The sequence below is a fragment of the Micromonospora maris AB-18-032 genome, from assembly GCF_000204155.1.
Lineage (GTDB): Bacteria > Actinomycetota > Actinomycetes > Mycobacteriales > Micromonosporaceae > Micromonospora > Micromonospora gifhornensis.
In genome coordinates this window covers 6,590,505-6,606,317 of record NC_015434.1, presented here as the reverse complement: position 1 = coordinate 6,606,317, position 15,813 = coordinate 6,590,505, and the positions used below count along the sequence as shown (strand labels likewise).

The window sequence follows — 15,813 nt, the reverse complement described above, 5'->3', positions numbered from 1 at the left end:
CGTTCCCTGTGCGGACACCTCACCGGCTGGTCCGCGCCGGAGCGCGTCGAGCGGGGTACGGGACCGGTGCGACGCGCACCGGGCGGATCCCCTCCGGCATCACGAACAACTGGCGCTTCTCGGTCGCGTCTCCGTGCCGGTCGAGCTGGTAGCAGTCGATCCACGTCCAGCCGTACGGCGGGTGGCGGTCGGTCAGTTCGCGGATCACGCGGACCAGGATCGGCACGTGGAACTGCGGAGACGCGTCCCGGTTCAGCAGGTAGACGCCGGGGCTCACCCGCGGAGTCCCGTCCTCCCGACGGCCGGTCACCGGGCATCGCGGTCGGACACGGGTGCCTCCTCGGCTGCCAACAGAGATGGAAGGGGCCGCCCCGGAGGTGCTCGCCGGGTCGGGGCGGCCCCGACAGCGCGACCAGCGGGTTCGGGTCCTCCACTGGCAGCGCCGTCCTGATTTCCACCTTTCCGGCGATTGCCTGCCCCATACACCCCGTATCGGAGTGGAGACTGAGTGTCCCGGGACGTCCAGGAGGGACCGCAGAGTGAACCGTGCCGTTGTAGCAGCCATGACCGAGGCGGGCGAGACCGCCGACACCCTCGCGGCGCAGGTCGGTGTCGACCCGAAGACCGCCGCGCGGTGGGCGAGCCATGGACGCATCCCGCGTCCGCAGACACGCAGGAGGGTCGCCGCGGTCCTCGGTCGCGAGGTGACCGAGCTGTGGCCAGACGTTCTCAAGCGGCGCGAGCCGGCGTGGTTCCGGCGGTGGGTGGACATCGAGCGCGAGGCGGTGGCGCTGCGCTGGTTCGAGCTGACCTGGGTGCCGGGTCTGCTCCAGACCGAGGCGTACGCGCGGGCGACGCTGGCCGGGGAGAAGCTGACCACCGACGATGTCGGACGATTAGTGGAGGCCCGCCTTCAGCGGCAGGCCATCCTGCGGCGGGACAACCCACCGATGCTGGTCGTGGTGCTCGACGAGTTGGTGCTGCGTCGGTCCGCCTACGGTGACCGGGCCCTGATGCGGGAACAGTGTGAGCACCTGGTGGCGTGCGGCACCCACCCCACCACGACGATCCACGTCGTGCCCGCGTCGGTCGGCATGTACCCCGGTCTGGGCGGCCCCTTCACCCTCGCCGAACTGGACGACGGCAGCGTGCTCGGCCATGCCGACAGCCAGGCCGAAGCGAAGATCATCGATAACCCTGCGGACGTTGCTACCCTGGGCCGCAGGTGGGAACGCATCCGTGGCGAGGCCCTGTCGCGGACGCAGTCCCTGGAGCTGATCAGGGAAGCGGCAGCATCATGGACATGACCGGCGCCCATTGGCGTAAGAGCAGCAAGAGCGGCAACAACGGCGGGAACTGTGTCGAGGTCGCCGACAACCTCCCCGGCGTCGTCCTCGTCCGGGACAGCAAGGACCGCGACGGCGGGACGCTCGCCTTCGAGCCAGCGGCCTGGCACTGCTTCGTCGAGCTGGCCAAGGCCGGCAGCCCGACCGCCTGACGCCCTTCAACCGAAGCCGGTTGACAGTCAGGCGGGTTGGGTGCGCAGGTAGCGGCCGAAGTGGGGGACGGTGAAGGCGACAGTGCCGCGTTCTCCGGAGTAGATCAGGCCCTTCTTGATCAGGGCGTCGCGGGCCGGGGAGAGGCTGGCGGGCTTACGACCGAGGGCACGGGCGATCTCGGCGGTCGGCACCGCCGCGTCCATGTCGTCCCGTCCGCCGCCGTCCGCTGCCCCCTCGACCAGGGAGAGGGCGGCCATCGCCCGCATGTACTCCCGTTCCGCCGGGGTGGCCCGCTCGAAGCGGGAGCCGAAGAAGCCCACCGCCAACTCCGCCTCGGCCTCCGGAGCGGCCACCCGTACGTCGGCGGCGGTGATCGGTGATCGGGGCGCGTGATCCCAGGTCGCCTTGCCGTACGCCTGGACGAAGTACGGGTAGCCGCCGGACTTCTCGTAGAGCAGGTCGAGCGCCTTCGCCTCGTACTCCACGTCCTCGCGCTCGGCCGGGGCGCAGAGTGCCTGGTCGGCGGCGATCCGGTCGAGCCGGTCGATGCGTTGGTAGCGGAACAGCCGCTCGGAGTACGACTTGGCCGCGCTCAGCACCGCCGGCAGGTGCGGCAGGCCCGCGCCGACCACGATCAGCGGCGCGCCGAGTTGGGACAGCTCGTGGCAGGCGGCGCAGAGCGCGGAGACCTCCTCCGGCCCGAGATCCTGCATCTCGTCGATGAAGATGGCCACGCCGGTGCCGACGTCGCTGGCGACCGAGGCGGCGTCGGTGAGCAACTCCACCAGGTCGATCTCGATGTCGCCGGAGTCGGCGCGCCCGCTGGCCGCCGGTACGTCGATGCCGGGCTGCCAGCGGTCCCGCAGCTTGGGGGCGGCACCGCCCCGGCCGGTCGGGGCACCCCGTTGGGCGAAGGCTTTGAGCACCCCGAGGAAGGCGTCGATGCGGTCCGGTGCCCGGTGCCGGGGGGCGAGTTCCCGGACGGCCATGTGCAGGGCGGCGGCGATCGGTCGGCGCAGCGACTGATCCGGCCGGGCCTCGATCTTGCCGCTGCCCCAGAGCCGGTTGATGGCCTGCGATCGAAGCGTGTTGAGCAGTACGGTCTTGCCGACGCCCCGCAGGCCGGTGAGCATCAGGCTGCGTTCCGGTCGGCCGCGCGCGATCCGTTCCAGGACGATGTCGAAGACGTCCAGTTCCCGCCCCCGCCCGGCGAGTTCGGGCGGGCGCTGACCGGCGCCCGGAGCGTACGGGTTGCGGACCGGATCCACGAATCGCAGAGTATCGAGCCGTCTAGCCGAGGAGCTAGACATCGGTAGAGCAGGCTACGGCGTGTCGACCGTCGACATAAAACTAGTGCTGTCTAGCATCCACGCTAGACAGCACTAGTTTTGCCGATCGTCGACTCAGCCGCGGCTGATCCGACCGCGCCGCTTCAGCCCGCGCCGCTTCAGCCGCGCTGCTTCAGGCAGAGGACGAAGTCGAGCGAGTCCAACTCGCTGTCGTAGAAGTACCAGTTCGTGTAGCCGTCGACCTTGGCGCACTTCGCCTCGGCGTCCTTCTCCCCGCTGGTCTTGCCGTCGAAGCGCTGCAACACCTCGTACGCCGAGGGGCCGCAGTCGGTGATCAGCAGCTTGGGCTTGCCGCCGGTCGGCGCGTCGTTGCGCACGCACTGTCCCTGCTCGACGAACCGGGGATCGGTGGACGAGTTGGCGGTCGGGACGCCTGCCCCGGGGTCTTCCTCGTCGCCTGTCGGATCGGCGGTAGGCACCGGATCCTGGGTCGGCGCGGCCACCGCAGTGGGAGTCGACTCGTCCTGCCCGAGCAGGTAGAACGCCACCCCGCCGGCGGCCAGCACCAGCACCGACACCAGCGCGGCGATCATCGGCGTACGACCGCGCCGACGCTCCGGCGGTGGCGTGGGTTGCCCGGCGTACGCGGCCACCCCCGCGTCATCCTGGAAGGCCCGGCCGCCCTGCGGATACCCGCCGTAGCCCTGCCCAGCCTCATAGCCCTGCCCAGCGCCGTAACTCTGCCCAGCGCAGTAACTCTGCCCAGCCTCGTAGCCGCCCTGGCCGGAGCCGTACATCTGACCGGAGCCGTAGACGTGGCCGGAGTCGTACGCCTGGCCGGGTTCGTAGGTCTGGCCGGAACCGTACACCTGGCCCTGCACCTCGCCGGGTCGCGGCTCGTGCCACGGTTGCGGGCCGCCGCCCGGTGGTCCGTAGTTCGCCATGCACGCCCTCCTCCGTCACCCACGTCACGGTAGCGCGTGCGCCGCTTCGGCTCGGCCCGGAAGGCAGCCGGTCAACTCTTCGCAGGTGGGTCAGATGAGCCGTAGTTGGCGGTCCTTCGGACGGCGAGGTGCGTCACTGTCGCCGAGCCGCTCGAACAGACCCGGGTCGATCACATCCAGGAACGGCGACGGTCGGCAGTCGTGCTCCGAGCCGTGCCGGACCCGACGGGCCGCGTGGCTGACGTAGAGCCGATCCTGTGCCCGGGTCAGGCCGACGAAGAACAACCGGCGTTCCTCGGCGACCGCGTCGTCGTCGGGCGTCGAGCCCGGCCAGCGCAGCGGCAGCAGCCCGTCCTCGGCACCGACCAGGAAGACCACCGGGAACTCCAGGCCCTTCGCGGCGTGCAGGGTCAGCAGGGTGACCGCCTCGGCGCGCGGATCGAGGGCGTCCACCTCCGCGCCGGTGGCGAGCTGGGACAGGAACGTCTCCAGGTCGTCACCGCACCGGCGGGCCAGCGGCGTGAGCAGGTCGACAGCGGTCCGCACGTCCTCCGGGCGGACCCCGCCGGAACCGTCCAGGGTGGGGATGGCGAAGCGTTCGGCGAGGACCTGCCCGGCGAGGCGTACCCGGGCGGGCAGCGCGCCGTCCACGCCCGAGGCGTGCCGCAGTTCGCGCGCGATGGCCAGCACCCCGGGACGGTCCCGCAGCCGGTCGTGCGAGCGCTTCTGCACCGGGATGTTCGCCCGGGACAGGGCATCCACGATCGGGGCCGCCTGCGAATCGGTCCGGTAGAGCACGGCGATGTCGGAGAAGGACAGCGTGGTCGACCGACCGTCGATCCGACCGGAGTCCAGCGACCGGTGCGAGAGGCCGCCGACCAGTTCGTCGACGGTGCGTACCACGAAATCGGCCTCGTCGGCGACGGAGGCCGCGGCGTACCGACCCACCAGCGGGGCCTCGGGGTCGAGCCGGGCCGGATCCAGCCGGCGGCCCCGGACCAGCGACGACGGCGCGATGGCCTGCACCGCGGCGGCCAGGATCGGCGCCGAGGACCGGTAGTTGCGGTTGAGCCGGACCAGCCGGGCGTCGGTGAAGTCCTGCGAGAAGCGCAGGAAGTACCCGACGTCGGCACCCCGGAACGAATAGATGGCCTGGTCCGGGTCGCCGATCGCGCAGAGGTTGCCGTCGGCGGGGCTGAGCAGCCGCAACAGCTCGTACTGCACCGCGTCGACGTCCTGATACTCGTCGACGAAGATCCACTGCCAGCGGTCCCGGTACCGCTGGACCAGCTTGCGGTTCTCGCGCAGCAGCGCGACCGGCAGGGTGAGCAGCTCGTCCAGGTCGACCATGCCCTGCTTGCGCAGCAGCCCGGTGTACCGGGCCAGGTCGTCGCCGGCCTCCGCGCGGGCCGCCGCCCGCTCGGCGTCGTCGGCGATCCGGAAGTCGCCCGGCAGGCCCGCGGCCTCGGCGTTCTCCCGCAGGATGGTCAACCCGAGCGAGTGGAAGGTGCCCACCGTGACGTCCTCGGCGACCGGGCCGAGCAGGCCGTCGAGGCGGTGCCGAAGCTCCTCGGCCGCCCGTCGGGTGAAGGTGATCGCCAGGCACTGCTCGGGGAAGACGTTCAACTCGGCACAGAGGTACGCGATCCGGTGGGTGAGCGTACGGGTCTTGCCGGTACCCGGTCCGGCGACGATCAGCAGCGGACCACCGGGAGCCGAGGCCGCGACCCGTTGCATCGCGTCGAGCCGGTCGAGCAGGCCGGTGCCGACCTCCTCCATGCCGGCGAGCATCGGCTCGAACGGCTCGTGCGGAGAGGGCTGCGGGGCGATCGGCGGCGGTGGTGGGGCCGGTTGACGCTTCGGTTCGGCCTTGGTCGCCGGCCGCTTGACCCTGGCGACTGGCCGGTCCGAGTCGGCGGGCCGCCGCTGCGCCGGGACCGGCACGTCGAACAGCGTCTCCTGGCCGCCCGAGGCACCGGAGTTGCTCAACTCGGCCGGATCGAACAGCGTGATCACGCCGTACTCGCCGTCGTAGCCGGGCACCCGGCGCACCTCGCCCCGGCGCAGCCGGCCGATGCCCTCGGCGAGCAACTCCCCGCCGACCCGGCCGATCTCGTCCAGCGGGGTACGGGTCAGGATCTCCAACTCGGGCCCGAGCGCGGCGACCAGGTCGGTGAGCTTCCCCTCGACCTTCTTCGATCGCGGCCCGACCTTGTTGATCTCACCGAGGATCTCGGCGAGCTGGATCAGATGGGTCACCTCACGGGCGTGCTCCGGCCGGTACCCCTGCGGGCGGTCGGCCAGTTCCTCGACCCGACTGAGTACGCCCACCGTGAGCGGCTTGCCGCACTCCGGACACCGGCCGCCGGCCTGCCGGGTGCGTTCGGGCGCCCAGTTCACCCCGCACAGCCGGTGGCCGTCGGCGTGGTACTTCCCCTCCTCGGGGAAGAACTCGATGGTGCCGGCCAACCCGTCGCCGGTGCGCAGCGCGTCCCGGATGCCGAAGTAGTCCCGAGGCGCGGCGAAGACGGTGGCCTCCCGGGCCAGCGCGGGCGGGGAGTGCGCGTCGGAGTTGGAGACCAGGCGGTAGCGGTCCAGACTGCCGACCCGCCAGTTCATCTCCGGGTCGCTGGAGAGCCCGGTCTCCACGGCGAAGATGTGCTCGGCCAGGTCGGCGTAGCAGTCGGCGATCGCGTCGAAGCCGGACTTCGAGCCCAACGCGGAGAACCACGGGGTCCAGATGTGCGCCGGGACCAGGTAGCCGTCCGGGCTGGCCTCCAGGGTGATCTCCAGCAGGTCCCGGGAGTCCAGGCCGAGGATCGGCCGGCCGTCCGAGCCGAGGTTGCCGATGCGGCCCAGGGCGGCGTTGAACCGGCCCACCGCGTCCAGATCCGGCAGATAGATCAGGTGGTGCACCTTGCGGGTCCGGTCGTCCCGCTTGTAGATCGTCGAGATCTCCACGCTGAGCATGAACCGGACCGGGTCGGTGTCCGCCTCGCTGGCCAGCCTCGGCGGCAGGCGGCGGGCGATGTCCCGCTCCATCTCCGCCGACAGGCGGTACAGGCCGGGCTCGGCCGGATGCAGCGTCTCGCGCAGATGGTCGTACCAGGCGGGGTGGGTGAAATCGCCGGTGCCGAGCACCGAGATGCCCTTGCGTCGCGCCCACCAGCCGAGATTCGGCAGGGTCAGATCACGGCTGCACGCTCGCGAGTACTTCGAGTGGATGTGCAGGTCCGCGACGAAGGGCGGGAGGCCACCGGGGGGTACGGCGCTGAACGGGGGCACGCCGCATCCTGCCACGACCGGTGACGCTCCCGCGCGTCGCCACGCACGAAGGTGAGGTGCGCTATGCCGAGCGCAACTCCACGAGAGTGATCTGCGGCTCCGCGCCGACCCGGACCGGCGGGCCCCAGAATCCGGCGCCGTTCGTGACGTACACCTTCGTGCCGTCCACCTCACCGAGGCCGGACACCACCGGCTGTTCTAGCCGTACCAGCAGGTTGAACGGGACGATCTGGCCGCCGTGGGTGTGGCCGGACAGTTGCAGGTCGACGTCGTACTTCGCCGCCTCGAACGCGGCCACCGGCTGGTGTGCCAGCAGCACCACCGGGCGGGACGGGTCGCGGTCGGCCAGCGCGGCGGCGTAGTCGGCCGGGGCGGCCACCCCGGTACCCGCCGCGCTGACGTCGTTGACCCCGGCCAGGTCCAGTACGCCGTTGCGGGTGGCGATCTCCAGCCGCTCGTTCTGGAGCACCCGCAGCCCGAGCCGGTCGACCTCGGCCACCCACTCCTCGACACCTGAGTAGTACTCGTGGTTGCCGGTGACGAAGTAGCTGCCGTGCCGGGCCCGCAGGTCACGCAGGGGCGCTGCGGCCTCGCCCAGTTCGGCCACCGTACCGTCGACCAGGTCGCCGACGACGGCGACGAGGTCGGCGTCCAGCCGGTTGATCGCGGCGACGATCCGCTCGGTGTGCAGCCGGCCGCGCAGCGGCCCGATGTGGATGTCGGAGACGGTGGCGATCCGCAGGCCGTCCATGCTGCGCGGCAGCTTGGCCAGCGGAATCTGCACCCGGTCCAGTCGCGGCGGACCCATCGCGGTGCGGACGCCGCTGCCGACCAGACCGGCGGCGGTGAGCCCGGCGAAGATCGCGGCACCTCGGGCCAGCAGCAGCCGGCGGCCCGGATCGTGGTCCGGCCCGATCGCCCCGGCGGCCGGCGGCTCGCTCGCCTCGTCGGCGGTCGGCGGGGTGCCGGGCGTCGCCGGCCCGTCAGCCGCTGTGGTGGTCGTGGTGGTCGTGCCGGTCGTGGTGGTCGCGCCGACCGTGGTGGTCGTGCCGGTCGTGGTCGCCGTGCCTGGCGTGCTGGCGGGACCGACCAGCACCGGTTCCGGCGCGGCCACCGCCGTGCGGCGGCGCAGCACCAGGCGGGTCACCAGCATCGGGACTTCCAGCACCACGAGGAGCACCAGCAGGTAGAACATCAGCGCGAGCCAGACGTAGCCCGGCCAGGCCAGCCAGTACATGCCGGCGCGGGTGCCCATCATCGTCGCCGGTACGAGCAGCGCCAGCACCACCGCGGTGACAGTGCCGATCCGCCGCCAGCGGCCGGGCCTGGTGGTGTCCTTGACCAGCCGCTTCCAGAGGTAAAGGTGGATCAGCCCGGTGATCAGGGCAAGAGTGGCCACGAAACCGAGTACCGCGAGCACGAGTGAAGTCCCCCTCAGCCGCCGGCGAAGGGAGGCAGGACGTCGATCGTCACTCCGGCCGGCAGCGGCTTGTCCCGATCATGACAGGTCACGCCATCGACCAAGAAGTTTGCCACGGCAAGCACAGGGACCAGCCGACCGTGCCGCTCAGCCAGTTCCGTCAACAATCCGTCGAGCGTACGGCCCGCCGGAACGGTCTCCTCGCTGAGCCCGGCCGCAGCTCGCGCCCCGGCGAAGTAGCGGACGGTGACGGTCGCCATGGTCATCCTCCGATGGCCGACATCGGCCTGGCGGGTTGCAGGAAGCTCGGGTCGTCGATGCCGTGACCGGCCCGTTTGCGCCAGGTCGCGGCCGACCACCGCCGCGCCAGCTCGTCGTCGTCGGCACCGGCGCGCAGCGCCCCGCGCAGATCCGTCTCCTCGGTGGCGAACAGGCAGTTGCGGACCTGACCGTCAGCGGTGATCCGGGTCCGGTCACAGTCGCCGCAGAACGGACGGGTCACCGTGCCGATCACCCCGACCCGGGCCGGACCGCCGTCGACCAGCCAGGTCTCCGCCGGGGCCGCGCCGCGTCCGGCCGGATCCGGGCTCAACTCGTACGCCGCACCCAGCGTGGCCAGGATCTCCTCGGCGGTGACCATGCTCGACCGGTCCCAGCCGTGCTGAGCGTCCAGCGGCATCTGTTCGATGAAGCGCAACTCGTAGCCGTGGTCGAGGGCGAAGCGGAGCAACGCCGGCGCCTCGTCGTCGTTGACGCCGCGCATCAGCACGCTGTTCACCTTGACCGGGGTGAGCCCGGCGGCGGCCGCCCCGGCCAGGCCGGCCAGCACGTCGTCGAGGCGGTCCCGCCGGGTCAACCGGAGGAAGCGATCACGATCCAGGGTGTCCAGCGAGACGTTCACCCGGTCCAACCCGGCGGCGTGCAGCGCCGGTGCCAACCGGGCCAACCCGATGCCGTTGGTGGTCAACGAGATGCGCGGACGCGGGTCGAGGGCGGCCACGGCCGCCACGATGGCGGTCAGACCCGGACGGATCAGTGGCTCACCGCCGGTGAACCGGACCTCGTCGACGCCGAACCGGTGCACCGCGAGCCGGACCAGCCGGATCACCTCGTCGTCGGTGAGCAGTTGCGGCCCGGCCAACCAGGGCAGCCCTTCGGCGGGCATGCAGTACGTGCAGCGCAGGTTGCACTTGTCGGTCAGGGAGACCCTCAGGTCCCGAGCTGTCCGGCCGTACCGGTCGACGAGGAGGCCTCCGGGCGGCGCGACGCTCATCCGTCGACGGTAGCGCGCCCGGCCCCGCTCAGGGTGGCGCGGGCGAGCCCGACGACCGAATCCCGGTACGCGGCTCCGAACAAGGCGGTGTGCACCAGCATCAGGTGCAACTGGTGCAGGGGCACCCGCTGCCGCCAGCCGTCGGCAAGCGGCCAGGACTCGTCGTACGCGGCCATGATCCGGGCACCGTGCGGCGGGCCACCGAAAAGCGCGAGTTGCGCGAGGTCGGTCTCGCGGTGCCCACCGTGCGCGGCCGGGTCGACCAACCACACCCGGTCGTCGGCCCCCCAGATCAGGTTGCCCGGCCACAGGTCGCCGTGGATGCGGGCCGGCGGCTCCTCCCCGCCGAACTCGCCGATCCGGGCGACGACCTCTTCGACGAGCCCGGCGGCGCGGGCATCCAGGGCCTGGTTGTCGACCGAGTGGCGCAGGTAGGGCAGCAGCCTGGTCCGGGCGAACCAGTCCGCCCAGGGGCCGTCGTGCGGGGTGTTGTCCGCCGGCAGGGCCCCGATGAACCCGGGCCAGGACGCGCCGAAGGCGGACGCCCTGGCCCGGTGCAGGCCGGCCAGCTCCCGGCCGAAGCGTTCGGCGGCGTCGACGCTCGGCTCACCCGGCTCGATCCACTCCAGGGCGAGCAGGTCGGGCAGCGCCACCAGCACCTCCGGAACCGCGACCGTGCCGGCCTCCCGCAGCCAGCGCAGCCCGGCCGCCTCGGTGGCGAAGAACCCCTCCGGGACCGGCCGCTGCGCCCGTTCCGGCCAGGTCTTCGCGAAGACCGAGTGGCCGTCGTCGAGCGTCAGTCGGGACGCGGCGCAGATGTCGCCGCCGCCGACCGGCGTCTCCCGGATCCGCTGGTGGGTCAGGAAGGTCGGCAGCTGCTCCGGATGCGCTCGCAGATACGCCAGATCCATGCCCCGCAACGTATCGCCTCCGGCGGGAAGGAAGGGCACCTTATTAACGCCTCCGGTAGAGGAAGGGCCCCTTATTAACGCCTGCACCGTGGACCCGCGCGTAGTGCAGGGGTGGGAGGCGGATGGAGAACTCTGCTGACCAGGGAAAATGCGCTGAGTAGCTGTGGATAACCGGCGTGTCGTCCACAGGGGCGGCGGCGCGTACCGCTCGGCTCGCAGGCTGGCCCCATGAACTCGACGGAGATTCCCCGGCTGACCGTCCGCTCGCCCGCCGACCTCATCGCCGCGGTGCCGTACCTGCTCGGCTTCCATCCGACCGACAGCGTCGTGGTGGTGGCGTTGTCGGCCTCCCGGGTGGTCTTCGTCGCCCGTGGTGACCTGCCCGGCGAGACCGAGCACGACGAGGCGGCCGGGCACATCGCCGCGGTCACCGCCCAGCAGAGCGCCGACTCGGCAACCGTGATCGGGTACGGCCCGGCAGCCCGGGTGACCCCAGCACTCGACGCGGTCCGAGGGGCGTTGACCGAGGCCGGCCTGGCCGTGCTCGACGCGCTGCGGGTCACCGACGGACGGTGGTGGTCGTACCTCTGCACCGAACCGGAGTGCTGCCCGCCGGAAGGAACCGCGTACGACCCGCAGGGCAGCGCGGTGCCGGCGGCGGCCGTCTTCGCCGGCCAGGTCGCCCTGCCCGACCGGGCGGCGCTCGCCGCTCAGCTCGCCCCGATCGGCGGGGCAGCCGCCCGGCACGCCGCGAAGCGGGCCGAGCAGCGGCTGACCGGGTTGCTGGCGACGGCACCCCCGGCGGATCTGCTCGGCGCGCGGGCACTGCGGGCGGCGGGGGTGTCGGCGTACCGTGCCGCCCGGCGTCGGCACGACCGTGGTGCGCAGCTCACCGACGACGAAATCGCCTGGCTGTGCCTGCTGCTGACCCACCTTCCGGTACGCGACCACGCCTGGGAGCGCACCGACGGCCGGGACGAGGACGTGGCGTTCTGGACGGAGCTGCTGCGCCGCGTCGAACCGGATCTGATCGCCGCCCCGGGGGCGCTGCTGGCGTTCGCCGCCTGGCGGGCCGGGCAGGGCGCCCTGGCGGCGGTGGCGTTGGAACGGGTGCTGGCCGAGCACCCGGAATACTCACTCGCCCTGCTGATCGACGACCTGCTGCGTCGCGGAGTGCCGCCGTCGCGGCTCGACGGATGGCCGGCCGACGGGCCGGTGGTGACACCCCGTCGAGAGCGGCGCAAGTCGCGCCCCCGGCGGCGATGACACACCCGACCGGGGCAGCGGGATGGACCGCGACGCTGGATAATCGGCGGATGTTCCGGGCGGCGTCGGGGGGCGCATGAGCGTTGCACTGCTGCTCTCACTCGCCGGGCTCGCCCTGATCGACAGCACCAGCATCGGCACGTTGTTCATCCCGGTGTGGCTGCTGCTGGCACCCGGCCCGGTCAGCGGCCGGCGGGTCCTGACCTACCTGGGCACCATCGCCGGGTTCTACTTCCTGGTGGGGTTGGCGCTCTTCTTCGGCGGCAGCGGCCTGGCCGATGTGCTGGGCGGGGCGCTGGACAACCCGCCGGTCATCTGGGCGCAGCTGGTGTTCGGGGTCGCCCTGCTGCTGGTGAGCTTCCGGTACGACGGTAAGCGCGGCGCCGGAACCGGTCGGGTGTTGCGCTGGCGGGATCGGGTCACCGCCGGTGACTCGTCCGGGCGCTGGCTGGTCGGGCTGGCGTTGTTCGCCGCGTTGGCCGAGGTGGCGACCATGCTGCCGTACCTCGGCGCACTCGGTCTGTTGAGCACCTCGGGTCTGGACATGCCGGCGGTGGTCGCCCTGCTCGGTGGATACTGCCTGGTCATGGTGCTGCCGGCGGTGGTGCTGCTGGGTGCGCGGCTGGCCTGGCCGAGGCTGGTCGAGCCGGTGCTCGCCCGGCTCAACGCATGGATCGTCAGGTCGTCCGGGAGCATGCTCGGCTGGGTCCTGGGCATCGCCGGCTTCCTGATCGCCCGGGACGCCGCCGTCCGCCTGGGGCTGTTCGAGATGCTCGCGAACCGCTGACTGCTCGCGAACCGCTGACTGCTCGCGAACCGCTGACTGCTCGCGGACGGCTGAGTGCTCCTGAACCGCTGAGCGGTCGCGTCAGGCGCTCACCCGGTGTGCGCCGGTGTAGACGTTCATGGTCCGGCCGCGCAGGAAACCGACCAGGGTCATTCCGGCCTCGGCAGCGAGGTCGACCGCGAGTGTGCTCGGTGCCGAGACCGCCGCGAGCAGCGGCAGACCGGCCATCCACGCCTTCTGGGTCAGCTCGAAGCTGGCCCGTCCGGAGACGAGCAGGACGTACCCGGCCAGCGGCAGTCGCCGTTCGCGTACCGCCCAGCCGATGACCTTGTCCACCGCGTTGTGCCGGCCCACGTCCTCGCGCAGCACCACCAGGTCACCGTCGGCGGTGAACAGACCCGCGGCGTGCAGCCCGCCGGTACGGTCGAAGCCCCGCTGCCCGGCGCGCAGCCGCTGCGGCAACTCGGCCAGCAACTCCGCCGGCACGGTGAGCGGGTCGCCGGCCACGTCGAACATCGACCGGGTCCGCACCGCCTCGATGCTCTCCTTGCCGCAGACCCCGCAGGCGCTGGTGGTGGTGAACTGGCGACTCGCCTCGGCAGCCGGCTCCGGTACGCCAGGCGCGAGCGCCACGTCGACCACGTTGTAGGTGTTCGGGGTCTCCGCACCGGCACACAGCTGCGCGGTCGACACATCGTCCGCCGACCGGATCAGCCCCTCGGCGAACAGGAAACCGAGCGCCAGGTCCAGATCCGCGCCGGGGGTACGCATGGTGACCGACAGCGGGCGGCGGCGACCCGGTCCGGCCGCACCGACCCGGATCTCCAGCGGCTCCTCGGCGGCGAGGGTGTCCGGCCGACGGGTCAGCGTGCGCCCGTCGGCGGTGGCGTCGAGGTCCACGCGGAGCACCACGCGGCGGTCAGCAGCACGTCCCACCCCACCATCCTGCCCCGACCGCCACGCCCCGGCCCGACCAGCCCCGCAGAGCGCGTGGCGTTACGGTGGCCCGGTGAGCGCGTACGCGGCGGTGGTGCTCGCCGGCGGTGCGGCCCGCCGGCTGGGCGGACTGGACAAGCCGGCGCTGCCGGTCGGCGGTGTGCCGATGCGGGAGCGGGTGCTCACGGCGGTCGCCGACGCGTCGCCTCGGATCCTGGTCGGGCCCGGACCGGCCCCGCCGGGCGTACGACTGACCCGCGAGTCGCCACCGGGCGGTGGGCCGGTGGCCGCCACCGCAGCCGGGCTGGCCCTGCTCGACGCCGACGTGCCGGCCGTCGCCCTGCTCGCGGCCGACCTGCCGCTGCTGACCCGGTCCGCCGTCGGTGAACTGCTGCGTCACCTCGACACCGCACCCGCCGCGTCGAGCAGCGCCGAACCGGCCGCGTCGAGCAGCGAGCCGCCCGCCGACGGGGTCTGTTTCGTGGACGCGGACGGGCGGCGGCAGTCGCTCTGCGGGGTGTGGCGGCCCGCGGCGCTGCGCGCGGCCCTGGACCGGTTGACCGTTCGACGTGGCGGGTTGGCCGGAGCCGCGCTGCGGGAGTTGCTCGCCGACCTCGCCGTACGCGAGCTGACCTGGCCCGGTGAGGGCCCGGCGCCCTGGTTCGACTGCGACACTGAGCGGGACCTGCGGCAGGCGGAGGAGTGGTCGCGATGACGGTGATGGACGACTGGCTCACGGCGGCCTGCGCCGAGTTGGGTGTCGACCCGGCCGATGTGCCGGTACAACCCGTGCTCGACCTGGCCCGGGACGTGGCCCATCAGGTGCTCCGGCCGGGTGCCCCGGTCACCGCCTACCTGCTCGGTCTGGCGGTCGGCCGGGGTGCGGATCCCGCCGTGGCAGCCGCCCGGCTGACCGAGTTGGCCGGCACCTGGCCGGTCGAGTTGGGCGGCGACCGCTGACCGCGTGAGCGGTGTCCGATCACGGTCCGGGCTGATCCCTCTCGACGGCGGGCTCGGTAGGGTGGCCGGAACGGACGGAGGCGATCATGACGGCAGACCACCCCTCGGCACCGCCCGGCACGCCGGCACACCACGAGTCGATTCTGCTCGATGAGCCGAGCACGGCCGACCTGCGGGCGAAGGTGACCCATGCGTGGCGGGAGTTCGCGCGGGCACTTGCCGACCGGCTGGCGGCCCTGCCACCGGGTGCCCACGTGGAGTTGACCCTCGACCCGACGGCCTCCGGTATCGATGACGCCGTCTACTCCGTCAGCGTCGACGTCACCGAGGACGGTGGGTTGACGGCGCGGGCGGTGGGCAACGCGACCCTGCCGCAGGGCTACCGGCTGGACCGGTCGGCGGTGGCCGACATGGTCGCGCTGGGCTGGTCTCCGCCGGGGGTGCTGGAGGGCTCCGGTGACCAGTTCGGCCTGCACTGCGCGGTGACCGAGAGCAGCCGACTGGCCGCCCTGATCTCGCGTACGCTGCGCGACATCTACGGCGCGCCACACCCGGCGTTCCTGGTCTACCTGATCGTCGACGCGGAGGGTGAGCCGCTTGCCGGCGCGCCACTGGGCACCGCACGCAGCGAGTTCGGCACCGGTCGGGAGATCGAGACCGATCTGGCGCAGGCGCTGGCGGACACCGCTGACTCCGGCGCGGACACCGAGGTGCTGGAGTTGGCCGAGCGGGTCCGGACGGTGGTGTCGACCATGCTGAAGTCCGACTCCGACCGGGTCCAGGTCGATTCCGACGGCGACATCAACATCCGTGCCGGATCAGCGATGGTCTTCGTCCGGGTACGCGACAACCCGCCGCTGGTCGACGTCTTCTCCCCGGTGCTCACCGAGGTCGAGCCCACCGAGCGGCTCTACGTGAAGCTCTCCGAGCTGACCAACCGGATGCCGATCGGCCGGCTCTACTGTGCCGACGACACCGTCTGGGCGTCGATCCCGGTCTTTGGCCGCAACTTCCAGCCCACCCACCTGATGCTCGCCGTGCAGGTGATGACCGGCCTGGCCGACGAGTTGGACGACCGGCTGCACGGTGAGTTCGGCGGCAAGCGCTTCTTCGGCGAGGGGGACAAGCCGGGGCGGGGTGAGCACCGCACCGGCATGTACCTCTGAGCCCGCCGTCGGGGTGCCGTCGAGGTCAAGTCGAGGTGCCGTCGAGGTCAAGAGGTGGGGCCCGGAGATCCCCAGAT

General features: G+C 72.2%; 16 protein-coding genes. 7 read left to right on the top strand and 9 right to left on the bottom strand.

What is annotated here, in order from left to right:
- Positions 1–19 precede the first annotated feature (19 nt).
- Complete coding sequence (locus VAB18032_RS29280) at positions 20–277, bottom strand: hypothetical protein (RefSeq protein ID WP_013736559.1); 258 nt, start codon at positions 275–277, stop codon at positions 20–22.
- Between the two features lie 262 nt (positions 278–539).
- On the opposite strand from VAB18032_RS29280, the gene VAB18032_RS29275 reads away from it, so the two are divergent.
- Complete coding sequence (locus tag VAB18032_RS29275; RefSeq protein ID WP_043722398.1) at positions 540–1,307, top strand: DUF5753 domain-containing protein; 768 nt, start codon at positions 540–542, stop codon at positions 1,305–1,307.
- Positions 1,298–1,498 (top strand): DUF397 domain-containing protein, encoded by a 201-nt coding sequence (locus tag VAB18032_RS29270; protein ID WP_081476221.1) that lies wholly within the window; start codon positions 1,298–1,300, stop codon positions 1,496–1,498. The genes VAB18032_RS29275 and VAB18032_RS29270 overlap by 10 nt, the downstream gene beginning before the upstream one ends.
- Before the next feature lie 27 nt (positions 1,499–1,525).
- Here VAB18032_RS29270 and VAB18032_RS29265 read toward each other — a convergent pair whose 3' ends face one another.
- From VAB18032_RS29265 to VAB18032_RS29235, 7 genes are all read right to left on the bottom strand, one after another.
- Positions 1,526–2,767 (bottom strand): ATP-binding protein, encoded by a 1,242-nt coding sequence (locus tag VAB18032_RS29265; RefSeq protein ID WP_013736556.1) that lies wholly within the window; start codon positions 2,765–2,767, stop codon positions 1,526–1,528.
- A gap of 179 nt (positions 2,768–2,946) precedes the next feature.
- Complete coding sequence (locus VAB18032_RS33625) at positions 2,947–3,441, bottom strand: LppU/SCO3897 family protein (protein WP_043726118.1); 495 nt, start codon at positions 3,439–3,441, stop codon at positions 2,947–2,949.
- 381 nt (positions 3,442–3,822) lie between these two features.
- Entirely contained in the window at positions 3,823–7,017 is a 3,195-nt protein-coding gene (locus tag VAB18032_RS29255; RefSeq protein WP_013736554.1) for a UvrD-helicase domain-containing protein, read from the bottom strand.
- Between the two features lie 61 nt (positions 7,018–7,078).
- Positions 7,079–8,437, bottom strand: coding sequence for a metallophosphoesterase (locus tag VAB18032_RS29250; protein WP_013736553.1), 1,359 nt, complete (start codon positions 8,435–8,437; stop codon positions 7,079–7,081).
- 14 nt (positions 8,438–8,451) lie between these two features.
- Positions 8,452–8,697 carry a MoaD/ThiS family protein gene (locus VAB18032_RS29245; RefSeq protein WP_013736552.1) on the bottom strand — a complete coding sequence of 82 codons (246 nt, stop codon included), beginning with the start codon at positions 8,695–8,697 and terminating at the stop codon, positions 8,452–8,454.
- A gap of 2 nt (positions 8,698–8,699) precedes the next feature.
- Entirely contained in the window at positions 8,700–9,710 is a 1,011-nt protein-coding gene (moaA, locus tag VAB18032_RS29240) for a GTP 3',8-cyclase MoaA (RefSeq protein WP_013736551.1), read from the bottom strand.
- Positions 9,707–10,621 (bottom strand): fructosamine kinase family protein, encoded by a 915-nt coding sequence (locus VAB18032_RS29235; RefSeq protein WP_013736550.1) that lies wholly within the window; start codon positions 10,619–10,621, stop codon positions 9,707–9,709. Before VAB18032_RS29235 ends, moaA begins: the two co-directional genes overlap by 4 nt.
- Positions 10,622–10,849: 228 nt before the next feature.
- Here VAB18032_RS29235 and VAB18032_RS29230 point away from each other — a divergent pair, with 228 nt between their 5' ends.
- Both VAB18032_RS29230 and VAB18032_RS29225 read left to right on the top strand, forming a co-directional pair.
- Entirely contained in the window at positions 10,850–11,887 is a 1,038-nt protein-coding gene (locus tag VAB18032_RS29230; protein ID WP_013736549.1) for a DUF4192 domain-containing protein, read from the top strand.
- A gap of 76 nt (positions 11,888–11,963) precedes the next feature.
- Positions 11,964–12,674, top strand: coding sequence for a GAP family protein (locus tag VAB18032_RS29225; RefSeq protein WP_013736548.1), 711 nt, complete (start codon positions 11,964–11,966; stop codon positions 12,672–12,674).
- An 81-nt stretch (positions 12,675–12,755) separates the two neighbouring features.
- Here the strand turns inward: VAB18032_RS29225 and fdhD are convergent, their stop codons facing one another.
- On the bottom strand, positions 12,756–13,610 hold the full coding sequence (fdhD, locus tag VAB18032_RS29220) for a formate dehydrogenase accessory sulfurtransferase FdhD (RefSeq protein WP_043722393.1): 855 nt from the start codon (positions 13,608–13,610) through the stop codon (positions 12,756–12,758).
- A gap of 73 nt (positions 13,611–13,683) precedes the next feature.
- Here fdhD and mobA point away from each other — a divergent pair, with 73 nt between their 5' ends.
- The 3 genes from mobA to VAB18032_RS29205 all read left to right on the top strand — a co-directional run bounded on the left by mobA (position 13,684) and on the right by VAB18032_RS29205 (position 15,736).
- Positions 13,684–14,325, top strand: coding sequence for a molybdenum cofactor guanylyltransferase (gene mobA, locus VAB18032_RS29215; RefSeq protein WP_013736546.1), 642 nt, complete (start codon positions 13,684–13,686; stop codon positions 14,323–14,325).
- Positions 14,322–14,570: a DUF6457 domain-containing protein gene (locus VAB18032_RS29210; protein WP_013736545.1), complete on the top strand. Its 249-nt coding sequence runs from the start codon at positions 14,322–14,324 to the stop codon at positions 14,568–14,570. The genes mobA and VAB18032_RS29210 overlap by 4 nt, the downstream gene beginning before the upstream one ends.
- Positions 14,571–14,656: 86 nt before the next feature.
- The gene (locus tag VAB18032_RS29205) at positions 14,657–15,736 is read left to right on the top strand and encodes a T3SS (YopN, CesT) and YbjN peptide-binding chaperone 1 (protein WP_013736544.1); all 1,080 of its coding nucleotides are present in this window, start codon (positions 14,657–14,659) and stop codon (positions 15,734–15,736) included.
- Positions 15,737–15,813 lie beyond the last annotated feature (77 nt).